14 protein-coding genes are annotated in these 17,524 nt (G+C 68.4%); 7 read left to right on the top strand and 7 right to left on the bottom strand.

Features of this window, described 5'->3' with window-relative positions; genetic code table 11:
• Positions 1–478: 478 nt before the first annotated feature.
• Together ACIQWG_RS40550 and ACIQWG_RS40555 are read left to right on the top strand one after the other, a co-directional pair.
• Entirely contained in the window at positions 479–1,948 is a 1,470-nt protein-coding gene (locus ACIQWG_RS40550) for an alpha/beta fold hydrolase (RefSeq protein WP_404106107.1), read from the top strand.
• 360 nt (positions 1,949–2,308) lie between these two features.
• Positions 2,309–2,827, top strand: a complete 519-nt coding sequence (locus tag ACIQWG_RS40555; protein WP_404106177.1) for a MarR family winged helix-turn-helix transcriptional regulator — start codon at positions 2,309–2,311, stop codon at positions 2,825–2,827.
• Between the two features lie 72 nt (positions 2,828–2,899).
• On the opposite strand, the gene ACIQWG_RS40560 is transcribed toward ACIQWG_RS40555, so the two are convergent.
• The 3 genes from ACIQWG_RS40560 to ACIQWG_RS40570 form a co-directional block, all read right to left on the bottom strand.
• The gene (locus tag ACIQWG_RS40560) at positions 2,900–4,108 is read right to left on the bottom strand and encodes an alpha/beta hydrolase family protein (protein WP_404106109.1); all 1,209 of its coding nucleotides are present in this window, start codon (positions 4,106–4,108) and stop codon (positions 2,900–2,902) included.
• Between the two features lie 126 nt (positions 4,109–4,234).
• Positions 4,235–5,413, bottom strand: coding sequence for an alpha/beta hydrolase family protein (locus ACIQWG_RS40565; protein WP_404106111.1), 1,179 nt, complete (start codon positions 5,411–5,413; stop codon positions 4,235–4,237).
• A gap of 24 nt (positions 5,414–5,437) precedes the next feature.
• Positions 5,438–6,409, bottom strand: coding sequence for an NADPH:quinone oxidoreductase family protein (locus ACIQWG_RS40570; protein WP_404106114.1), 972 nt, complete (start codon positions 6,407–6,409; stop codon positions 5,438–5,440).
• 246 nt (positions 6,410–6,655) lie between these two features.
• On the opposite strand from ACIQWG_RS40570, the gene ACIQWG_RS40575 reads away from it, so the two are divergent.
• Both ACIQWG_RS40575 and ACIQWG_RS40580 read left to right on the top strand, forming a co-directional pair.
• Positions 6,656–7,870: a lipid-transfer protein gene (locus ACIQWG_RS40575; protein ID WP_404106117.1), complete on the top strand. Its 1,215-nt coding sequence runs from the start codon at positions 6,656–6,658 to the stop codon at positions 7,868–7,870.
• Between the two features lies 1 nt (position 7,871).
• Positions 7,872–9,464 (top strand): AMP-binding protein, encoded by a 1,593-nt coding sequence (locus ACIQWG_RS40580; RefSeq protein WP_404106120.1) that lies wholly within the window; start codon positions 7,872–7,874, stop codon positions 9,462–9,464.
• Between the two features lie 255 nt (positions 9,465–9,719).
• Here the strand turns inward: ACIQWG_RS40580 and ACIQWG_RS40585 are convergent, their stop codons facing one another.
• The gene (locus ACIQWG_RS40585) at positions 9,720–10,445 is read right to left on the bottom strand and encodes a GntR family transcriptional regulator (protein ID WP_404106122.1); all 726 of its coding nucleotides are present in this window, start codon (positions 10,443–10,445) and stop codon (positions 9,720–9,722) included.
• On the bottom strand, positions 10,442–11,455 hold the full coding sequence (locus tag ACIQWG_RS40590; protein WP_404106125.1) for an asparaginase: 1,014 nt from the start codon (positions 11,453–11,455) through the stop codon (positions 10,442–10,444). Before ACIQWG_RS40590 ends, ACIQWG_RS40585 begins: the two co-directional genes overlap by 4 nt.
• A gap of 96 nt (positions 11,456–11,551) precedes the next feature.
• Here ACIQWG_RS40590 and ACIQWG_RS40595 point away from each other — a divergent pair, with 96 nt between their 5' ends.
• Positions 11,552–12,808 carry an MFS transporter gene (locus tag ACIQWG_RS40595; protein ID WP_404106128.1) on the top strand — a complete coding sequence of 419 codons (1,257 nt, stop codon included), beginning with the start codon at positions 11,552–11,554 and terminating at the stop codon, positions 12,806–12,808.
• 80 nt (positions 12,809–12,888) lie between these two features.
• Entirely contained in the window at positions 12,889–14,244 is a 1,356-nt protein-coding gene (locus ACIQWG_RS40600; RefSeq protein WP_404106131.1) for a dihydroorotase family protein, read from the top strand.
• Between the two features lie 81 nt (positions 14,245–14,325).
• On the opposite strand, the gene ACIQWG_RS40605 is transcribed toward ACIQWG_RS40600, so the two are convergent.
• Together ACIQWG_RS40605 and ACIQWG_RS40610 are read right to left on the bottom strand one after the other, a co-directional pair.
• Positions 14,326–14,769, bottom strand: coding sequence for a hypothetical protein (locus ACIQWG_RS40605; protein WP_404106134.1), 444 nt, complete (start codon positions 14,767–14,769; stop codon positions 14,326–14,328).
• 134 nt (positions 14,770–14,903) lie between these two features.
• Positions 14,904–15,344: a ricin-type beta-trefoil lectin domain protein gene (locus ACIQWG_RS40610; RefSeq protein WP_404106137.1), complete on the bottom strand. Its 441-nt coding sequence runs from the start codon at positions 15,342–15,344 to the stop codon at positions 14,904–14,906.
• 551 nt (positions 15,345–15,895) lie between these two features.
• Here ACIQWG_RS40610 and ACIQWG_RS40615 point away from each other — a divergent pair.
• Positions 15,896–17,491: a serine/threonine-protein kinase gene (locus tag ACIQWG_RS40615; RefSeq protein WP_404106140.1), complete on the top strand. Its 1,596-nt coding sequence runs from the start codon at positions 15,896–15,898 to the stop codon at positions 17,489–17,491.
• The last annotated feature ends 33 nt before the right edge of the window (positions 17,492–17,524 follow it).

Genomic DNA, 17,524 nt, shown 5'->3' on the forward strand with positions numbered 1-17,524 from the left:
TCTCTGCGGACCCAGGTCGGCCCGAGACGCCCCGCTGGCCTGCGACGTGGGGAAGACGGCCGGAGGGACCCCGCGTCACACCCGATCGACCGGGGCCGTCAAGCGCTCCGTGTGAGTGCGCCCACCGGCCCTTTAACACATCCCCCTCGGCGACGAGCGCGAACACGCGCGACATCCTGGCACAGCAGACCGGCTCCCCAGCGCGACGAGTGCGACCCGCCCCACCCAAGCACTCATCAATACGCCCGTGCTCTGTGCCGCCCACGCCGCTACGTCCCCCCACACGACGACACAGGCGAACGTCTTCACGGCTCGGCCACGCCTTCGCCGACGCCCGGACGTAACCGCACCTCCTGCTGAGGGGGAGTGTCCTCGCCGCAGCCGGCACCTCGAGTACCCAATCCCCGGTTCACCACCTCTCTGTCAGGAGACACACATGCCGGTCGGTTCAAGGCACGCCTTCCACAGGCGCCCCAAAGTGCTCGTTCGTACCGCCGCCGCAGTGGCGGGCATCACGGCAGTGACGGCCAGCCTCATCGTCGCGAACGGCGCGAGCGCCGAGGAGGCCAGCACACCAACTCCGCGGATAGCTTGGAAAGACTGCAACGAACCCATCTTCCAGGGCATGGACTGCGGCACCATGAGGGTGCCGATCGACCCCTCGCGTCCGTCAACGGGCACGACCCAACTGGCCCTGGTACGGCGCCCCGCGGACAACCAGGCTGAGCGCATCGGCACCATGCTGATGAACAACGGCCCCGGCAGCTCCAGCATCGAGCAGCTCCGCTACGCGATGATCGGCCAGCTCGACAAGCTGGGCGGCTCCTTCACCAAGAGATTCGACCTGCTGGCCGTCGACCCCCGCGGCGTCGGGCACAGCAGCCCGCTGCGCTGCGACGTGCCGCTCAAGGGGCGGGGCATCACCCACTTCCCCGCCACCGAGGCTGAGTTCAACGCGCTGAAGGCGCACAACAAGGCCCTCGCGGCCAACTGCCGTGAGAAGAACGGCCCCCTCGCCGACCACGTCGACATGGCCAGCACCGCCCGCGACTTCGAGTACGTACGTCGAGCGCTCGGTGAGAAGCAGCTCCACTGGTACGGCATCACCTACAGCAACCTGCTGGGCCGCACCTACGCCAAGCTCTACCCCGGCCGACTGCGTTCCATGGTGCTGGACACCGCCACCAACGACGGCCTCCCGCCGGTCGAGCGCATGGCCGACGAGATGCGGGCCGCGGAGGACTCCTTCAACCGCTTCGCCAAATGGTGCGGCACCAGTGAGAGCTGCGCCCTCAACGGCCAGGACGTAGCGGCCGTCTACGACCAGCTGGTCAAGAAGGCGAACGCCGAGCCCATCCCGATCGGCACCACCGGCCGGTTCATGAACGGCGAGGACATTCAGACCGCTACCCAGGGCCATCTGGTCATGAAGCTCGTGACGTGGGGCCCCTTCGGGAAGGCACTCAAGCAGGCCATCGACGGTGACGCGTCCCTCCTGTCGGTGGACCCCGACAAGACGCTCGACTGGACGCAGGCGCAGATACAGGCCTGCCAGGACATGCCTCCGGCCGCGACCAACTGGCGGCAGTACGCGAACCTGAAGACCATGGCCGACGAGATCTCGCCCCACCTCGGCGGCGCGGTCCAGTCCTGGACGTACATGGCAGGCTGCCTCGGCTGGCCCGGCGCCGCGAAGCATTCCCCGGCCTCCGGCCCCGTCAACGGAGCACCGCCCGCCCTGATCCTTCAGTCCACCCACGAGTCCCTGGCCGCCTACAACTCCGGATTCGGACTGGCAGCCCAGCTGCCCGGCTCACAGGTCCTCACCAACGTCGGTGACGACTACACCATGTACATGATCTCCCCGTGTGTCCTGGAGAACGTGGACCGCTACCTCGCCGACGGCACGATGCCCGCGCCCAGGGCGACCTGCGCCACACCGAGCTGAGTCGGCGGGCTGAACGGACCCCATGGCACTCAGTAACTGCTCACGGCATCGCGCTGCGCGATGCCGTGAGCAGTTGATCGCGTCTTGTCCTCCTTGGCTTCGATCCCTCGTAGGAGTAACCACGCCGAGCGATGAACCGTCCTTCGTGACTTCACGTTGCACAGGTCGGAGGTCGGTCCAGTCGGCCTGACTCGATCGGGAGGGAACAGTGACTCGAGTCTCGCGGAGCGGTGTCCTCGCACGTCTCGCAGGACGGATTGGACATCCCAAGCCGTCGAGCCCGGTTGATGCTTGTCGTTGCTCAACAGGAAAGGCAGCCGAGTGATGCGTGCCAAGCGGCTCGCCGAAGTGGATGACAGCATGGGCCGGAAGATCTCCAGGGCCTCGAAGCCGATGCTGCCGTCCGATGACGAACAGCTAAGTCTGGACTGGCAGATCTGCTTCACCTTGAACGGCGCGTCGCGTGCCTTCGCTGCCGCGTATCGCACCGTGCTCAAGGATGTAGGCCTGACGTATCCCCAGTACCTGGCGATGGTGGTGCTGTGGGAGCACGGCGAGCTGCCCGTGATGGAACTTGGCAGGTATCTGCGCCTCGATTCAGGGACCATGTCCCCGCTGCTGAAGCGGCTGGAGGCGACTGGGTTCATCCGTCGTGAGCGCAGCCTCCGTGATCAGCGTTCCGTTCGCGTACGTCTCACGGAGGCGGGGATCGCGCTGCGGGAGCGGACTTCGCGTGTGCCGCGCAGGATCACGGCGGCGACCGACATGGATCTGTCCGAGCTGGCCGAACTGCGCGCCAAACTGGAACGACTCACGGACGCGCTCGATGCCGCGGCGATGAATGACGCGGACACCGAAGCCTTTGTGACGCCGGGCTGAGCCGACTCCGGGCCCAGCAGCGGGGCGTGTGGGCGTCACAGCCCACTCGCCCCCGCACAGACGGCTCCTCCCTCACCCCTTCAGGCCGAACACCTCGACCAGCCAGTCGCCGATCAGCTCCATCCCGAGCGTCGGGTTGTCGTGCTGGCAGTGCTCCGCGCCTGTCTGCTCCTCCTGCACGAGGTGGAAGGTCAGGTCGACGCCGTGGCTCTTGGCGTAATGCGCGGTCCTTCTGGCCTGCTCCACGCCGAGTACGTCGTAGCCGCCGTGCACGATCAGGTAGGGGCACCGCATCTCGCTTAGCACGCCGTCGAGCTTGTAGTCCTTCGCCTGCTCGATCACCGCCGCCATCGTCGGTGCACCGAACACCCACTTGATGTGGCCGGCCATCCCGGCGTCCTCGGAGTGGTTGTTCGCCGCCCACATCGCCGTGCCCAGCTCCTGCACGTCCCAGACCGCACCGTGTGAGATCGCCGCGGCGAGGCGGTGCTCCTTGGATCCGGCGCGGGCGGCGTAGTAGCCGCCGAGGCTGGAGCCGGTGACGGCGATGCGGCTGGGATCGACGTCCCCGCGATCCAGCAGGTAGTCCACGCACGCGCCGACCGGTACCTCGTAGTCCGGCCGAGTGACGATGCCCTGACGGCGCAATACCGCTCCCTGGCCCGGCCCGTCCATGAGCAGGCAGGATATGCCGCGTTCCAGCGCGCCGCGGCCGACCATGAGGTAGAGCTCCTCCTTGATGGAGTCCAGGCCGCCGAAGGCGATGAGCACGGGCTGCGGCCCGTCGGCGGCGCCCGGCGCGCGAAGGAAGTAGCCCGGCAGGAACGCGCCGTTCTCGTAGGGCACCTCGACATACTCGCCCGGTACGGCGAAGTGGCGAATGGCGTTGACGAACGACTGCTCGCAATGTGTGTAGGTCGCCAGCCGGCGCGGGTCGTCGTGCGCGAGCCAGAACTCCGCGGAGCGGTAGTAGTTGCCCGCCCGGAGCCAGGCGTCCCTCGCGGTCACGTGGTAGCCGGCTCGCTCCGCCGACTCGGCCCGTTCACGGTTGCGGTCGGCGATGCGCAGCCACTCGGTGTGCCAGCTCTCGGCGTCACCGGGGACCATCCGGGACGCCGCCTGGAAGACCTCGCTCATGGCGCCGCCGCCAGGCTGTGTCTCCCCGAGCGCGCGCCGCAGCTGGTAGCTCATCCACGGGAACTCGGGCCAGTGGTGCCAGCCGTAGGGTTCGTAGTGCGGGCCGGTGTCCGAGGTGACGTTCTCGATGGAGATGTCGCTCATATCGCCTCCGTGCGTAGTCGGGCTTTGTCCAGGCAGTTCCGAATGGGCGTGGGCAAGGAGCGCGGGGAGCTGCGCGACCTGCCCCCACCGGCTCGCAGGTTCATCACTGTGCTTCCAACGGAGCGCTTACCCGAGCGTCCGCTTGAACCAGGAGCCGATCACCCGTGCCGCGGCGTGCACCGAGTCGACCTGGCAGTGCTCGCTGCCGGGCTCCCCGAACCTGAAGATTTTGAGCTGCTTGTCCGTGCGGGGGATGGCGTCGAAGAGGAGACGGGCATTGTCGACCGGGACCACGGTGTCGGCCTCGCCGTGCATCACCAGGAACGGGCAGGAGACCAGGGCCGCGTCCGTGTCCGCGCGGAACGGCTTGAGCTTGTCGACCGCGCTGTTGAGATCGGGTGCGCCCATCATCTGCGGAACCCAGCGGGAGAGGTGGTCGATGAGAGGACCTCCCGCCCGAACCCAGTCGGCGAACAGGGAGTGGATGTTCCACTGCGCGCCCCAGGCCACCACCGACCGCAGGCGCCGTTCGTGCGCGGCCACCCGGACCGCGTAGAGCCCGCCGAGGCTCTGGCCCACGAACCCGATGCGGTCCCGGTCCACACCGGGCACGGTCTCCAGGAAGTCGATGACTGCCCCGGTGGGCAGCTCCCAGTCCGCGCGTGAGACGAATCCCCGTTTGAGGGCTTCGCCCTGCCCGGGCCCGTCGAACGTCAGTACGTGGTACCCGCGCTCGGCGAGCCCTCTGCCGATCGCGAAGTACAGCTCCTCGCACACGGAATCCGCGCCGCCGGAGACAATGACAACCGGCTTTCTGCCGTCATCTCCTCCGGTGCGCGCCGAGATGAGGTATCCGGGAAGGTCCCCGTCCTGGTAGGGGATGTCGACGCTGGAAACGTTCATGTCGTCCAGCGGTATCGCCTTGTGGAAGGAGCGTCGGCGCGCATCGACCGCGTCGAGATACTCCTGGTCGTCGGGGCGTAGGAAGAACCCGGACGCGCGGTAGTAGTTCGATGCCCGTTTGAAGGCGTCGCGCGCGGTCACGGATTCCCCGGCGGTCAGGGCCTCGTCGCCGGCCCGCTCGACCCGCGTCGCGAGAGCGGTGAACGCGTGGTACCAGCCGTCCACGTCGCCGGGGGACAGGCCGCGCACCGCCAGGTGGACCTCGGTCAGATCAGCTCCGCCGGTGGCGGCTTGTGAGAAGAGCCGCAGTAGCTGGAACGACCAGAATCCGTTGTCGGGCCAGTAGAAGAAGGCCCCTGGCACAGTGGTGGCGGCGGGCGCGATATCGATGTCCGAACTCATGTCTCCAGCTCCAATGGGCGTGACTCAGTGGGTGGTCGGATCGGCGGGAGGCGGGGAGGCGACGCGGATGACGAGCTTCCCGGACGTCCGGCGCGAGGACAGCGCGTTCAGCGCCTCCGACGAGCGCTCCAGGGGGTAGCTGCCTCCGCCGAGGACGCGCAACTGTCCGCGCGCGAGCAAGGACATGAGCATCGCCGTCGACTGCCCCAGATCGGGGAAGGACCCGAGGTAGAAGCCCGCGACGGTGACGTTCCGGCGCGTCAGGTCGCGGGGGTTGACCAGGGGCGGCGGCGTGCGCCCGGACACTCCGAACGTGACGAGTCGGCCGAGTGGTGCGAGCGCTCGCAGGGAAGCGCCGAAGGCCGCCCCGCCGACGGACTCCAACGCGAGATCGACTCCCTGGCCCGCGGTCAGCTCGGCGATGGCCTCGACCAAGTCGCCATCGTCGGAATCCAGTACCGCGTCGGCGCCGAGCTCCTTCGCCAGATCCCGCTTTTCGGCGGTCGACGCCGTGGCGATCACCGTTCGGGCACCGGCCAGCCGCGCGAGCTGGACGGCGAGCGAGCCCACGCCCCCGGCGCCGGCGTGTACCAGGACCGTTTCGCCGGAACCCAGATGCCCCATGGTGTGCAGGACATGCCAGGCTGTGTTGCCCTGGACGACCATCGCGAGGGCCTCGAGATCTCCGACCTCGTCGGGTACCGGGAACACGTCCTTGGCGGGAACGGCGATGCGTTCGCAGAAGCCGCCGTCGGTCCGGCAGAACGCGACCACTCTGCTGCCGTTGGCGAGCCGGCCGAGGACCTCGGCTCCCGGCACGTGCGGCAGGGGAGTGTTCTGGCCGAAGCTGTTCGCCGCGACGTTGACGTCGTGGAAGTTGACCCCGGCGGCCTCGACGTCGACGACCTCGTACCCGTTCGCCGGCGCGGGTGGCGGAACCTCCTTGATCACGAGGTTCACCGGTTCGCCGTACTGCAAGATCTGGGCTGCCAGCATGGCGCCGTTCCCCTCGTTGGGCAACCGTCGGTGTGCGCTGGACCGTAACAACCCATTTCCCTTGACGCAACAGTTTGGTGCGTTTGGATTGATGCGGCTCAGTCCTTGTAATGCAACCAGCTGCTGCGTTAAAACGAGATGGACGCCGCGTCGACCTGGGCGCAAGCGAGCTGATCACGGCCCGCGCCCAATGGGCTGACCGGGTTAGAGCGAACGACTAGCGGCGGATTCCTCGCGGCGATCTCCATGAGAGGGCTGGGTGTTGGCACGGTGAACCGGACGTTTGTTATCGGTGTCGGGATGACCAGGTTCGAGAAGCCCGGAACCAAGAAGGGCGACTACCCCGACTGGGCGCGGGAAGCGGGCGTCGCGGCGCTGACCGACGCCTCCCTCGGCTACGACGCAGTGGACCAGGCATACATTGGCTACTGCTACGGCGACTCGACCGCCGGCCAGCGCGCGGTGTACGAACTGGGACTCACCGGGATCCCCGTCGTGAACGTGAACAACAACTGCGCGACGGGAGCCAGCGCGCTGTATCTCGCGCGCCAGGCCGTCCGTGGCGGTCTCGCCCACTGCGCTCTGGCGCTCGGCTTCGAGAAGATGGAAAGGGGGTCGCTCGGTCTGAAGTTCACCGATCGAGCGAACCCGATCGAGCGCCACATCGCCGCGGCGAGTGAGCTGCGCCCCTGGCAGGACGTCCCCCTGGCGCCGCAGCTGTTCGGAATGGCCGGTCAGGAGCACATCGAGCGCTATGGCTCGGACCCCAAGCACTTCGCGTGGATCGGCTGGAAGAACCACAAGCACTCGGTCGCCAACCCCTACGCGCAGTTCCGCCAGGAGTACTCGCTGGAGGAGATCGAGGCGTCCAAGGAGATCTACTCTCCGCTGACCAAACTGCAGTGCTCGCCCACCTCCGACGGATCCGCGGCGGTGATCGTCGCGAGCGAGAAATTCGTCGACGAACACGGCCTGTGGGGCCGTGCGGTCGAGATCACCGGGCAGGCGCTCGTCACGGACACCCGGTCGACCTTCGAGGGGAAGTCCGCGATCCGCACGGTCGGCTACGACCTGAGCCGAGCCGCGGCGCGGCACGCTCTCGAAGAAGCGCGGACCACCATCGACGAGGTGGACGTCATCGAGCTGCACGACTGCTTCAGTGTCAACGAGATCCTCACCTACGAGGCGCTCGGCCTGGCCGAGGAGGGCAAGGGCCACGAACTCGTGGAGCGTGAAGCCACGACCTTCGGCGGCGACGGCCCCGTCGTCAACCCGTCCGGCGGCCTGATCTCGAAGGGGCACCCGCTCGGGGCCACCGGCCTCGCGCAGGCCTCGGAGCTCACCTGGCAGTTGCGCCAACAGGCCGACGGGCGACAGGTCCAGGACGCGGCGGTCGGGCTTCAGCACAACATCGGCCTCGGCGGCGCGGCCGTCGTCACCGTCTTCCGAAAGGCCGCCTGACATGACCGTGAAGGAATCCGCGAAGACGGTGCCGCTGCTGGAACGTAGCGTCGGCGCCCTCTTCGAGCAGGCGTGCAGGTCCTACCCGGACCGGGTGGCCGTCGTCCACGGCGACCAGCGCGTGACCTACGCGGAGCTGCGATCCGAAGTCCGACGGGCAGGGCGGGCGTTCCTGCGGCTCGGGCTGCGCAAGGGCGACCGTCTCGCGATCATCATGAAGGACCGGCCTGAGCTCCTCGCCATCCAGTACGGCGCCCTGTGGGCAGGACTCGTGGTCGTCCCGCTCAACACCAGACAGGGTGCCGAGGACAACGCCTACGCCGCCGAGAACGCCGGCGCGCGGGCCCTGTGCCACGACGCCGCCCACGCCGCAGTCGCCGAGGAGATGCGCGGCCGTGGAACGGTCGAGCACTTCATCGGTGTGGACGCCCAAGCCGTGCTGGACGCAGGCCTTGACTTCGCCGCCCTGAACGCGGCCGAGGACGACGGCGCCGCTGGTCTGCCCGAGGTGGCGCCGGACGACCTCATGGCCATCTACTACACGGGCGGCACGACCGGCCGGCCCAAGGGCGTGGCGCACTCGCATCGCACCTACCTCGCCGCGGTGATGTCCGAGCTGCTGGAGATGAGCATCGAGGGCCCGGAGGTCTTCGCCCACGTCGCTCCCCTCACGCACGCCAGCGGAGTCTTCGTTCTGCCCGTACTGATGCGCGGCGGAACCCATGTGATTCTCGGTGGCTTCGACCCGAAGACGCTGCTCGAAACCATCGAACGCGAGCGTGTCACGGCGACGTTCATGGTGCCCACCATGCTGTACGTCCTGATGGATCACATGGACACGGTCACGTCGGACACGAGCACGCTGCGGACCATCATCTACGGAGCCGCCCCCATGGGACGCGAGCGGCTCGTCGAGGCCATGGAACGCTTCGGCCCGATCCTGACCCAGGTCTACGGCCAGACCGAAGCCCCGAACCAGCTGGCCGTGCTGCGCAAGGAAGACCACGCCGAGGCCCTCGCGAGCGGCGACCCGGCGGTGCTCAGCAGCTGCGGGCGGCCGGTTGCCGTCGCCGACGTTCGTCTCGTGGACGACGACGGAAACGACGTACCCGCGGGCGAGTTGGGCGAGATCGTCGTCAGGGGCCCGCATGTCATGCTCGGCTACTGGAACAAGCCGGAGGAGACCGCCCAAGCCCTGGTCGACGGATGGCTGCACACCGGCGACATCGCACGGGCCGACGAGCGGGGCTTCCTCTACATAGTGGACCGCAAGAAGGACATGATCATCTCGGGCGGCTACAACGTCTACCCGAAGGACGTCGAGGCGGCGCTCTTCGCCCATCCCGCCGTCCGTGACGTCTGTGTCATCGGAGTGCCGGACGCGAAGTGGGGTGAGGCCGTCAAGGCGGTCGTCGTCGCCGACGAGGTCCGGGAAGAAGAACTCATGGCCTGGGTCCGCGAGCGTAAGGGGCCGCTGTGCACTCCCAAGAGCGTCGACCTAGTGGACGCGATCCCTGTGACCGCACTGGGAAAGCACGACAAGCCAGCACTGCGCTCCGCCTACTGGGGGTCGTGCGAGCGGGCGGTCAATTAGGGCCAGCCGGCAGTCCGCCAGTTCGGCAGCCGGGCAGCCGGCGGAAGAAGCCGTCGTCCGAGTGAACCGGGCCTGCCCGAGGCGAGCACCTGCTCGGTCAACGTCCCCTTCCTATCGGGCGATTCAGCAGAGCGAGGGCTCTTTCCGAAAGGATGGTCGAATTTGTGCTCGACGACGCTCACGAGTCTCTGGGACTTGAGCCGCGGCGCCGACCCGCTGCCGCGGGCATGTGCCCACCATCCACGCTCCGCCCGGTCACAGATCGCCCCGGACGTGCGCCTCCTCGATCGTCATGAGGGTCGCGTTCAGGTGCGCCACGGTGAGCGCCACCGCGTCCTCCACCGCTCCTGTGCGGTAGTGGGAGAGCAACGCGGCGTGTTCCGCGTTGGCCTCCTCTATCTGCCGGGGCCGCGAGCCGAGGGACACAGCGACGTAGGGCGCCGCGCTGTCACGCAGCCCGGCGAGGATCGTGGCGAGTCGGCTCGAACCGTCGACCTCGCCGAAGACCGCGTGGAATGCGCGGTTGAGCTCCACCCAATCGGAGATCTCGCACGGCTCTTCCATGCGCCGCTGCAGCTCTTCGGCGCGGGCCAGCTGCTCAGCGGTGATGGAGGCGATGACGCGGCGCACCATGAGAGGTTCGAGCGCCATCCGCAGCTCGTACAACTCACGCACCTCGTCCATGTCGAGAGAACGCACGAGCGCCCCGCGGTGCGGGTCGAAGACGACGAGTCCCTCCGTGGCGAGATCCCGCAGCGCTTCGCGGATCGGCGTCGTGCTCACCCCCAGCCGCTCGGCCAGCTCCGTCTGCACGAGACGGTCACCCCCGGCCAGACTGCCGTCGAGCACGGCGGCGCGCAGCGCCGCGAGGGCGTATTCGTGGGCCGTCCGCTTGCGAGGCGGCGCGGTGATGCCGTCCAGCGGAGTCCGGCCCCGTCCGGCGGGGGTCGTCCGGTTCGACGTCGTTCTCTTCCTGCTCATCGGTTATCCGGCCCTCCAGGGTTCCCGCCACGCAGGGCGAACTCCGCGCGGATACGGCTGTGAGAGCAGCCGAGGCGGAGCAGTGACCACAGTAGAAGCCTCGCCTTGGCCGCGGACAGCCAACCGGCGGGCACGGCACCTCGGGAGATGAGGTCGGTCTCCGACCCCACGAAGCCGTAGGTGTGTTCAGCCGTCGGGCCGGCGCCGGTACGCGTCGCCAGGACCACGGGCAGCCGTCCGGCTGCCTTGCCGACGGCCTCGGCGACCGGAGCGGGGACATGCCCTGCTCCGAAGGCGGCCAACACAACCCCGTCGCAGCCCACGTCCATGACCGCGTCGAGCAGCTCTCCGCGGTCGGCGAGGTGGGTCGTCAGCAGGGCGACACGCGGATGCGGGGCTGTGCTGGAGAAAGGCAGGAACGGATGCCGTGGAGGCCGGTTGCCGTACACGGGCACTCCTTCCACCAGCCTGGCGAGCGGGCCGAACACAGGGGAGCGGAAAGCGTCGAGACCCATCGAGTCGCTCTTGGCGACGCGTGCCGCCGCGTGGACTTCGTCGTTCATCGACACAAGCACGCCCAGGTCACGCGAGGCCGGGTGGGCCGCTGTCCTGACCGACGCCATCAGGTTCGCCGGGCCGTCCGCGCCCGCCTGCTCGGGCGAGCGCATGGCTCCGGTGACGACCAGCGGCTCCGGCCGGTTCCAGAACAGGTCGAGCAAGTAGGCCGTCTCCTCGAGGGTGTCGGTGCCCTGAACGAGCACGACGCCCTGCGCACCGTCGTCGACCGCCCCGCGGGCCCAAGCCAGCGCGCCCAGAACGTCGTCGAAGCCGAGGGACGCGCCGGGCAGGGCGGCCAGGGTTTTCGCCTCCAGCGAGGCGATCGCCCCGAGACCGGGGACAGCGCTCAGCAGCAGACCGGCGTCGAGTGCCGGCGTGATGCCGACACCCCTGCCCGAGGTCATCGTGATCGTCCCGCCGAGCGAACCGACCGCGATCCGAGGCTTCATCATCCCGCTCCTCCGTCCAAAGTCTATGCACTGCAATCTACATTCTATAAAGTTCCGCGCCAGGCGACCGAACCGGTCATCAGCGTGAGGGGAGAGCTCATGGTCAGCACCCAGTTGGACGCGGCGCGGGCAGGAGGAGCGCGCCTCACCAAGGCGGTCGCGCTCACCACTTTCGTCCTGCTCGCAGCGTCGTACGTGATCAACGCGATGGACCGCCAGGTTTTTCCGGTCCTGCTGCCGGAGATCCGGGAGGAGTACGGCTTCACGCTCGCCCAGGGCGGTCTCCTGGCGACGATCTTCACACTCGGCATGGGACTGGCGGGCGTGCCCACCGGATACCTGCTCGACCGGCTCTCCCGCAAGACCGTGATCTTGATCGGGATCGTCATCTACTCGGCGTTCACGATGCTCTCCGCGGTGGCGGTGGGCTTCGCCGACATGTTCGCCTACCGCGCCTTGTCCGGCGTCGGGGAGGCGATGCAAACCGCGGCGCTGTTCTCCGCGGTGGGCGCGTACTTCGTCGCGAACCGCGCGCTGGCCTTCGGCGCCCTCAACTTCGCGTTCGGCCTCGGTGGCTTCCTTGGCCCGCTCCTGGGCGCGAAGCTGGGCGGGGCGTACGGGTGGCAGGCCCCCCTGTACGCCTACGGCATCGCCGGCCTGGTGTTCGTTGCGGCGATCGCGGCGTTCGTCCGACGGCGGTTCACAGAGCGGGTCGAGGGCAAGACCGACACCGGCGAGGTCCGGTCCTTCGACCACGTGTACCCGAACCTCTACAACCGCAATGTCCTGCTGCTCGGCGTTACCGCGATCGTCGTGGTCCTCACGATGTACGGCTACCTCGGCCTGTACCCGACGTTCCTCCAGGAGGAACTGAACTTCACCAAGGATCAGGCGGGCACGGCCGCCAGCATGTTCGGCCTCGGCGCGCTCTTCGGCCTGCCGGCGGGGTACATCGGGGACAGAGTGAACCAGAAGTGGGTGCTCGTCACGGCACTGCTCGCAGCCGCCGTCGTCGGCTACCTCATCTTCAACGGGCCGACGTCACCGGGCGCCCAGTACGTGCTGTCCGCGTGCGAGGGCGCCCTCGGCAGCGGCTTCTGCTTCGTGAACGTCTACTCCGCGACGCAGCGAGCGGTCCGGCCGGACATGATCGGTCGAGCTTCGGGCATTCTGGTGAGCTGCGCGTACTTTCCCGCCTCCGTCGCGGGCACGCTGTTCGCCCTGCTGGTGGAGAGCTTCGACTGGGGCATGGCCGGCCTGATCCAGCTGACACTGCTGCCGCTCGTCGGGGTCGCCGCGATGCTGTGCGTCGACACGAGCCGCTTCTCCAACGCGACCCCCCTGCCCGGTCACTGAAGCCCACCGGAAACGCCGAACTGGAGCATCGCCCTGGTCCGGCAACCCTTGAGGACGTTCGCTCCTTCCAGGAGGACCACATGCCCGACGCCGACCTGCTGATCGCCGGCGGAACCGTTGTCACCCCGGGCGGCCGCCGGCGCGCGGGCATCGCGGTCAAGGACGGGGTGATCCGATACGTCGGCGCCGACCGGCCGACCGCCCACCGGACGGTCGACGCCGCCGGGCTGCTGATTCTGCCCGGCGGCGTCGACACCCACGTCCACCTGATGGATCCGGGCAGCACCGACCGCGAGGACTTTCCCACGGGCACGAGCGCAGCCGCGGCCTCCGGCGTCACGACCATCATCGAGCACTCCCATGGCCAACCGGTGCGCACGGTGGACGACTTGAGAGGCAAGCTCGCCCACCTCGCCGGACGGTCCAACGTCGACTTCGGGCTCGCGGCACACGCCTGGCCGAGTCACGCGGGCGAGGTGGCCGGCCTGTGGAACGCGGGTGTGTCCTTCTTCAAGGTGTTCACCTGCACCACGCACGGCGTGCCCGGCCACGACGCGGCCGCCCTCAGTACACACCTGCGGGCCACCGCCCTGAGCGGCGCCGTCAGCCTGCTGCACTGCGAGGACGAGTCGCTCACCGGCGCGGCGGAGTCGCTGCTGCGCGAGCAGGGACGGACGGACCCCGGGCTGCTGCTGGACTGGCGCGACCGGGACGCCGAGCTCGTCGCGACGGCCGTGGCCGCGTTGCTCGTGCGGCGGACAGGCGCCCGAGCCACCGTCGCGCACGTCAGCAACCCCGAGGTGGCGGCCTACGTCGCCGCTGAACGTGCCCGCGGGGCGACGCTCGCGGCCGAGAGCTGCCCGCAGTACTTCCTCCTGCGTGAGGACGAGGTCCACGAGCACGGCGCGCTACGGAAGTTCACCCCCCCGGCCCGGGCCCGTACAGGCGACGACGAGGCGCAGATGTGGCGACTGCTACGCGAAGGAGTCCTCACCCACATGTCCACGGACCACGCGCCCTCGACGCTTGAGCAGAAGCGCCAGGGCGACATGTGGAACGTCCACTTCGGGCTTCCGGGACTCGACAGCACGATGGCCCTGCTCCTCGACGCCGCCGCCCGTGGCCACCTCGCCTATGAGGACGTCGCGCGTGTCTACAGCGAGAACCCCGCCAAGACGTACGGGCTCTGGCCACGCAAGGGCCGGATCGGCGTCGGCGCGGACGCGGACCTGGTGCTCGTCGACCCCTCGCCGAAGCGCACCCTGCGCAACGCCGACGTGCTCTCCAAGGCCGCGTGGACACCGTTCGACGGCCGTCAGGTCCTCGGCCAGGTTGCGCGCACCTACCTGCGCGGCGAGCTCATCGCGGAGTACGGCAAGCCGCTGCGCGCGGCCTCGGGCCGGTTCCGGCCGGGCGCGGGTGCCGCTGGGAGCTGATGCGGACACTGAGGGTGTGCTCTTGGGCGGCCGGCGGAGTCGGCCGCCCAAGGCAGACCCACTTCAAGCCGCACGCGGCTGCTACCAACGCCAGTGGTACTTCGAGGGCTGATCCACCTGCGAGCTCCGGGCCATGGACAGGGACCCGTCGTTCCAGGCCGTCAGGTACTTGTCGCCCCACCTGATGTAGCCACGGACGCTGCTGGGGTCCATGTAGGCGTTCCACCACTGGCCCGGATCCGCATCCGAGCACGGGGACAGGTACACGTCTGTTCCGTTGGTGTCGAGGCACTTGATGCCGGCCCCGACCATGAACTTGGTACCACGGCTGTCAGAGGTCACGTCCCAGTGGGCGTTCGCTCCGCATCCGGACATCACCGGCTTGCTGAGGCTCGGGGCCCCGTTCAGGCACTTGGCCGTGTGCATGTTGTAAAACGTCATCAGATCGCCGGCATGGGCGGGGGTGGCGGAGGCCATCAGGGCGAATGCCGAGGCGACCGTCGCCAGGATGCCGATTCTCCTCATCGCTCTTCCTCTCTGTTTCGTTGCATGCGTGCTCCATGTCGGGCCGACGTGGAGCACGCCAACTGCCGGGGTGCTTCCAGCCCGTTGCAACGGCGAGGAGTCAGCCGGGGTTCACCGGTCGAGGGTGGCTACTCTCAACTCCACATGTACTTGTAACGGCTGTCCACCTCAGAGGTCCGGGCCATGGTGAGGGATCCGTCGTTCCAGGCAGTGAGATACTTGTCGCCTTGCGTGATGAAGGTCATGATTCCGTCAGAGTCCCTGTGAACGTTCCACCGCTGGCCTGGGGTAGCGTCATTGCACGGGGACAAGTACACGTGCGTTCCGTCGCTGTCGAGGCACTTGATGCCCGCGGCGACCATCAGCTTGGTTCCGCGGCTGTCGTTGGTGAGGTCCCATCGGGCGTTCGGGCCGCACGCGGACATCACCGGCTTGCTGAGGCTCGGGGCGCCGTTCAGGCACTTGCTGGACAACTCGTTCTGGAAGACCCTCAGTTGGCCGGCGTGGGCGGGAGATGCTGAGGCCGCCAAGGCGAATGCCGAGACGATTGCTGCCAGGATGCCGAACTTCTTCATCACGCTTCCTGTCTGTCGTTGCTTGTGTGCTCCTGGTCGAGGCCACCAGAAGCACGCCGACTGAGTTGTGGCTACAGCTCATGGCAACGAGAGGAGATCCAGAACGGTTCACCTTGCGCGGTGGATCTCGGACCGGACCGAACCACAAGGCCCGATTGCACGTACCAGCATCGGCGGCTCGCGACGTCCGCGAGCTGTGGGGTAAGGCGAGCAATCAGCGGGCGGCAATGAGCGTAATGATCGATCAGAGGCGGGCGGTTCGACTCTCATGTCCGGAACCGTCACCGACGTGTGACGGAACGATCACCGTTGGTAGCCCCTGGGCTCGCCCGGTGTCCCGCGCTGCGCGACCATTCCGTGCACGGCTGTCCGGGCACGCTCAGTGCGCATTCACCCTCTCCCCACTCAGCCCGTCGGGGCTGGGCCCAGCGCTGTGACCCGGCCGCGGTACGACCGGTCCGCCACAGCGGTCGCGCAGTGGAATCCACGGCCCGAGGGCTGCGTCTGCGCTCTGACGAGCCGCTTGTGTACGGAAAGGGAGAACCGCTCCGATGGTCAATGAGGACGCCCTGTCCGGAGGCTCGGGCAGCGAGTGTGTGATCGCCGGCCGCTATCGCCTGCTGTCGCCGCTCGGCGCCGGTGGCATGGGCACCGTGTGGCGCGCCTCCGACAAGGTGTTGCACCGCGAGGTCGCCGTCAAAGAGGTCCGGGCGCCCGCCGGACTGGCGGCGCCCGACATCGAGCGGATGTACACCCGACTGGAGCGTGAGGCGTGGGCGGCGGCCCGGGTTGCGCACCGCAATGTGGTCACCGTCTACGACGTGGTCATGGAGGGCGACCGCCCGTGGATCGTCATGGAGCTGGTCCGAGGCGAGTCGCTGGCCGACCTGCTCAAGGCCGAGGGTCAGCTCACGCCGCCGCGGGCCGCGGCCATCGGCCTGGAAGTGCTCGCCGCACTGCGCGCCGCCCACGAAACCGGCGTACTGCACCGCGACGTGAAGCCGGCCAACGTGCTGATAGCCAAGGATGGCCGTGTGGTGCTCACCGATTTCGGCATCGCGATGATCGAGGGCGATTCCGCGCTCACCATGACCGGTGAAGTCGTTGGCTCACCCGAGTTCCTGGCTCCCGAGCGGGCACTGGGCAGGCAGACCGGCCCCGCGTCGGACCTGTGGTCGCTCGGCGTGCTGCTGTACGCGGCCGTCGAGGCGAGTTCCCCGTTCCGACAGAACACCCCGCTGAGCACTCTGCGGGCCATCGTGGACGAGGAGTTGCCCCCCGCCCGCCGGGCCGGCGCCCTCACCCCGGTGATCGAGGGCCTGCTGCGCAAGGATCCGGATCAACGCCTCACGGCCGAGCAGGCCAAAGAGCACCTGCGGCTCATCGCCAACGGGGGCGTTCCGGAACCGGGAAGCGTGCCGCCACCCGCTGAATCGACGGCCGTCTCCGCGCAGCTCACCACGCTGGCCTCTCCTGCCCATCCCGCTATAGAGCACCCGACCACGCAGTCCCTGGCACAGACGGCGATCGCGGATCCCGCGGTGCCGAATGCGGTCGCCGCCGGGGCCCTCCCGGTCTCCTCGGGGCGCAGCAGGCGCCGTACCGGTCTTCTCGCCGCGGGCGCGGCCCTCTGCGCCCTCGCGCTGACCGGGGTGGGCTACGCGCTCACCGACAACGCGAACGAAAGCCAGCAGAACGCCGGCAACGCCACCACGCCGGGCGCCGGCGACGCCACCGCTCCGAACGCCGGGGGCGACCAGCTCGATGCCTCCAACGACCCAGGGACGCACGTGACGGTGACGAGTGCGCAGCCGACGTATGTGGGAAGGTGTCCGGCCCCGAGCGCGCAGGCCCCCACCATCACGGCGACGTTCTCGGTGGACCGGCTCCCGGCCCATGTCACCTACCGCTGGGTGTCCGAGGACGGATCGGTGACTGATCCGCGCTGGCGGACGCTGGTGTTCCCGTCCGGCCAAGGCCACGGCCGGCAGGACACGGTCAGACTGACCACCTGGGCAAAGGCCGGAAAGCTCGAAACCCGAATCGGTGTCGAGCTCAAACCACCACTGCAAGGCAAGTCCAACGTGGTGCCTGTGACGTTGATGTGCGACTCGGACCCGACCAGGGGTACGTCCCCCGCGCACTGATGCAACCTCTTAGTCGCATGTGGATTTCCTTTG

The sequence above is a fragment of the Streptomyces sp. NPDC098781 genome (genome assembly GCF_044759995.1).
In the GTDB taxonomy this organism is placed as follows: Bacteria; Actinomycetota; Actinomycetes; order Streptomycetales; family Streptomycetaceae; genus Streptomyces.

Excerpts from the sequence above, each read along its gene's own strand:
- ACIQWG_RS40555 (WP_404106177.1), top strand. The coding sequence starts at position 2,309 with ATGGGCCGGAAGATCTCCAGGGCCTCGAAGCCGATGCTGCCGTCCGAT.
- ACIQWG_RS40560 (WP_404106109.1), bottom strand. The coding sequence starts at position 4,108 with ATGAGCGACATCTCCATCGAGAACGTCACCTCGGACACCGGCCCGCAC.
- ACIQWG_RS40565 (WP_404106111.1), bottom strand. The coding sequence starts at position 5,413 with ATGAGTTCGGACATCGATATCGCGCCCGCCGCCACCACTGTGCCAGGG.
- ACIQWG_RS40570 (WP_404106114.1), bottom strand. The coding sequence starts at position 6,409 with ATGCTGGCAGCCCAGATCTTGCAGTACGGCGAACCGGTGAACCTCGTG.
- ACIQWG_RS40575 (WP_404106117.1), top strand. The coding sequence starts at position 6,656 with ATGAGAGGGCTGGGTGTTGGCACGGTGAACCGGACGTTTGTTATCGGT.
- ACIQWG_RS40580 (WP_404106120.1), top strand. The coding sequence starts at position 7,872 with ATGACCGTGAAGGAATCCGCGAAGACGGTGCCGCTGCTGGAACGTAGC.
- ACIQWG_RS40585 (WP_404106122.1), bottom strand. The coding sequence starts at position 10,445 with ATGAGCAGGAAGAGAACGACGTCGAACCGGACGACCCCCGCCGGACGG.
- ACIQWG_RS40590 (WP_404106125.1), bottom strand. The coding sequence starts at position 11,455 with ATGATGAAGCCTCGGATCGCGGTCGGTTCGCTCGGCGGGACGATCACG.
- ACIQWG_RS40595 (WP_404106128.1), top strand. The coding sequence starts at position 11,552 with ATGGTCAGCACCCAGTTGGACGCGGCGCGGGCAGGAGGAGCGCGCCTC.
- ACIQWG_RS40600 (WP_404106131.1), top strand. The coding sequence starts at position 12,889 with ATGCCCGACGCCGACCTGCTGATCGCCGGCGGAACCGTTGTCACCCCG.
- ACIQWG_RS40605 (WP_404106134.1), bottom strand. The coding sequence starts at position 14,769 with ATGAGGAGAATCGGCATCCTGGCGACGGTCGCCTCGGCATTCGCCCTG.
- ACIQWG_RS40610 (WP_404106137.1), bottom strand. The coding sequence starts at position 15,344 with ATGAAGAAGTTCGGCATCCTGGCAGCAATCGTCTCGGCATTCGCCTTG.
- ACIQWG_RS40615 (WP_404106140.1), top strand. The coding sequence starts at position 15,896 with ATGGTCAATGAGGACGCCCTGTCCGGAGGCTCGGGCAGCGAGTGTGTG.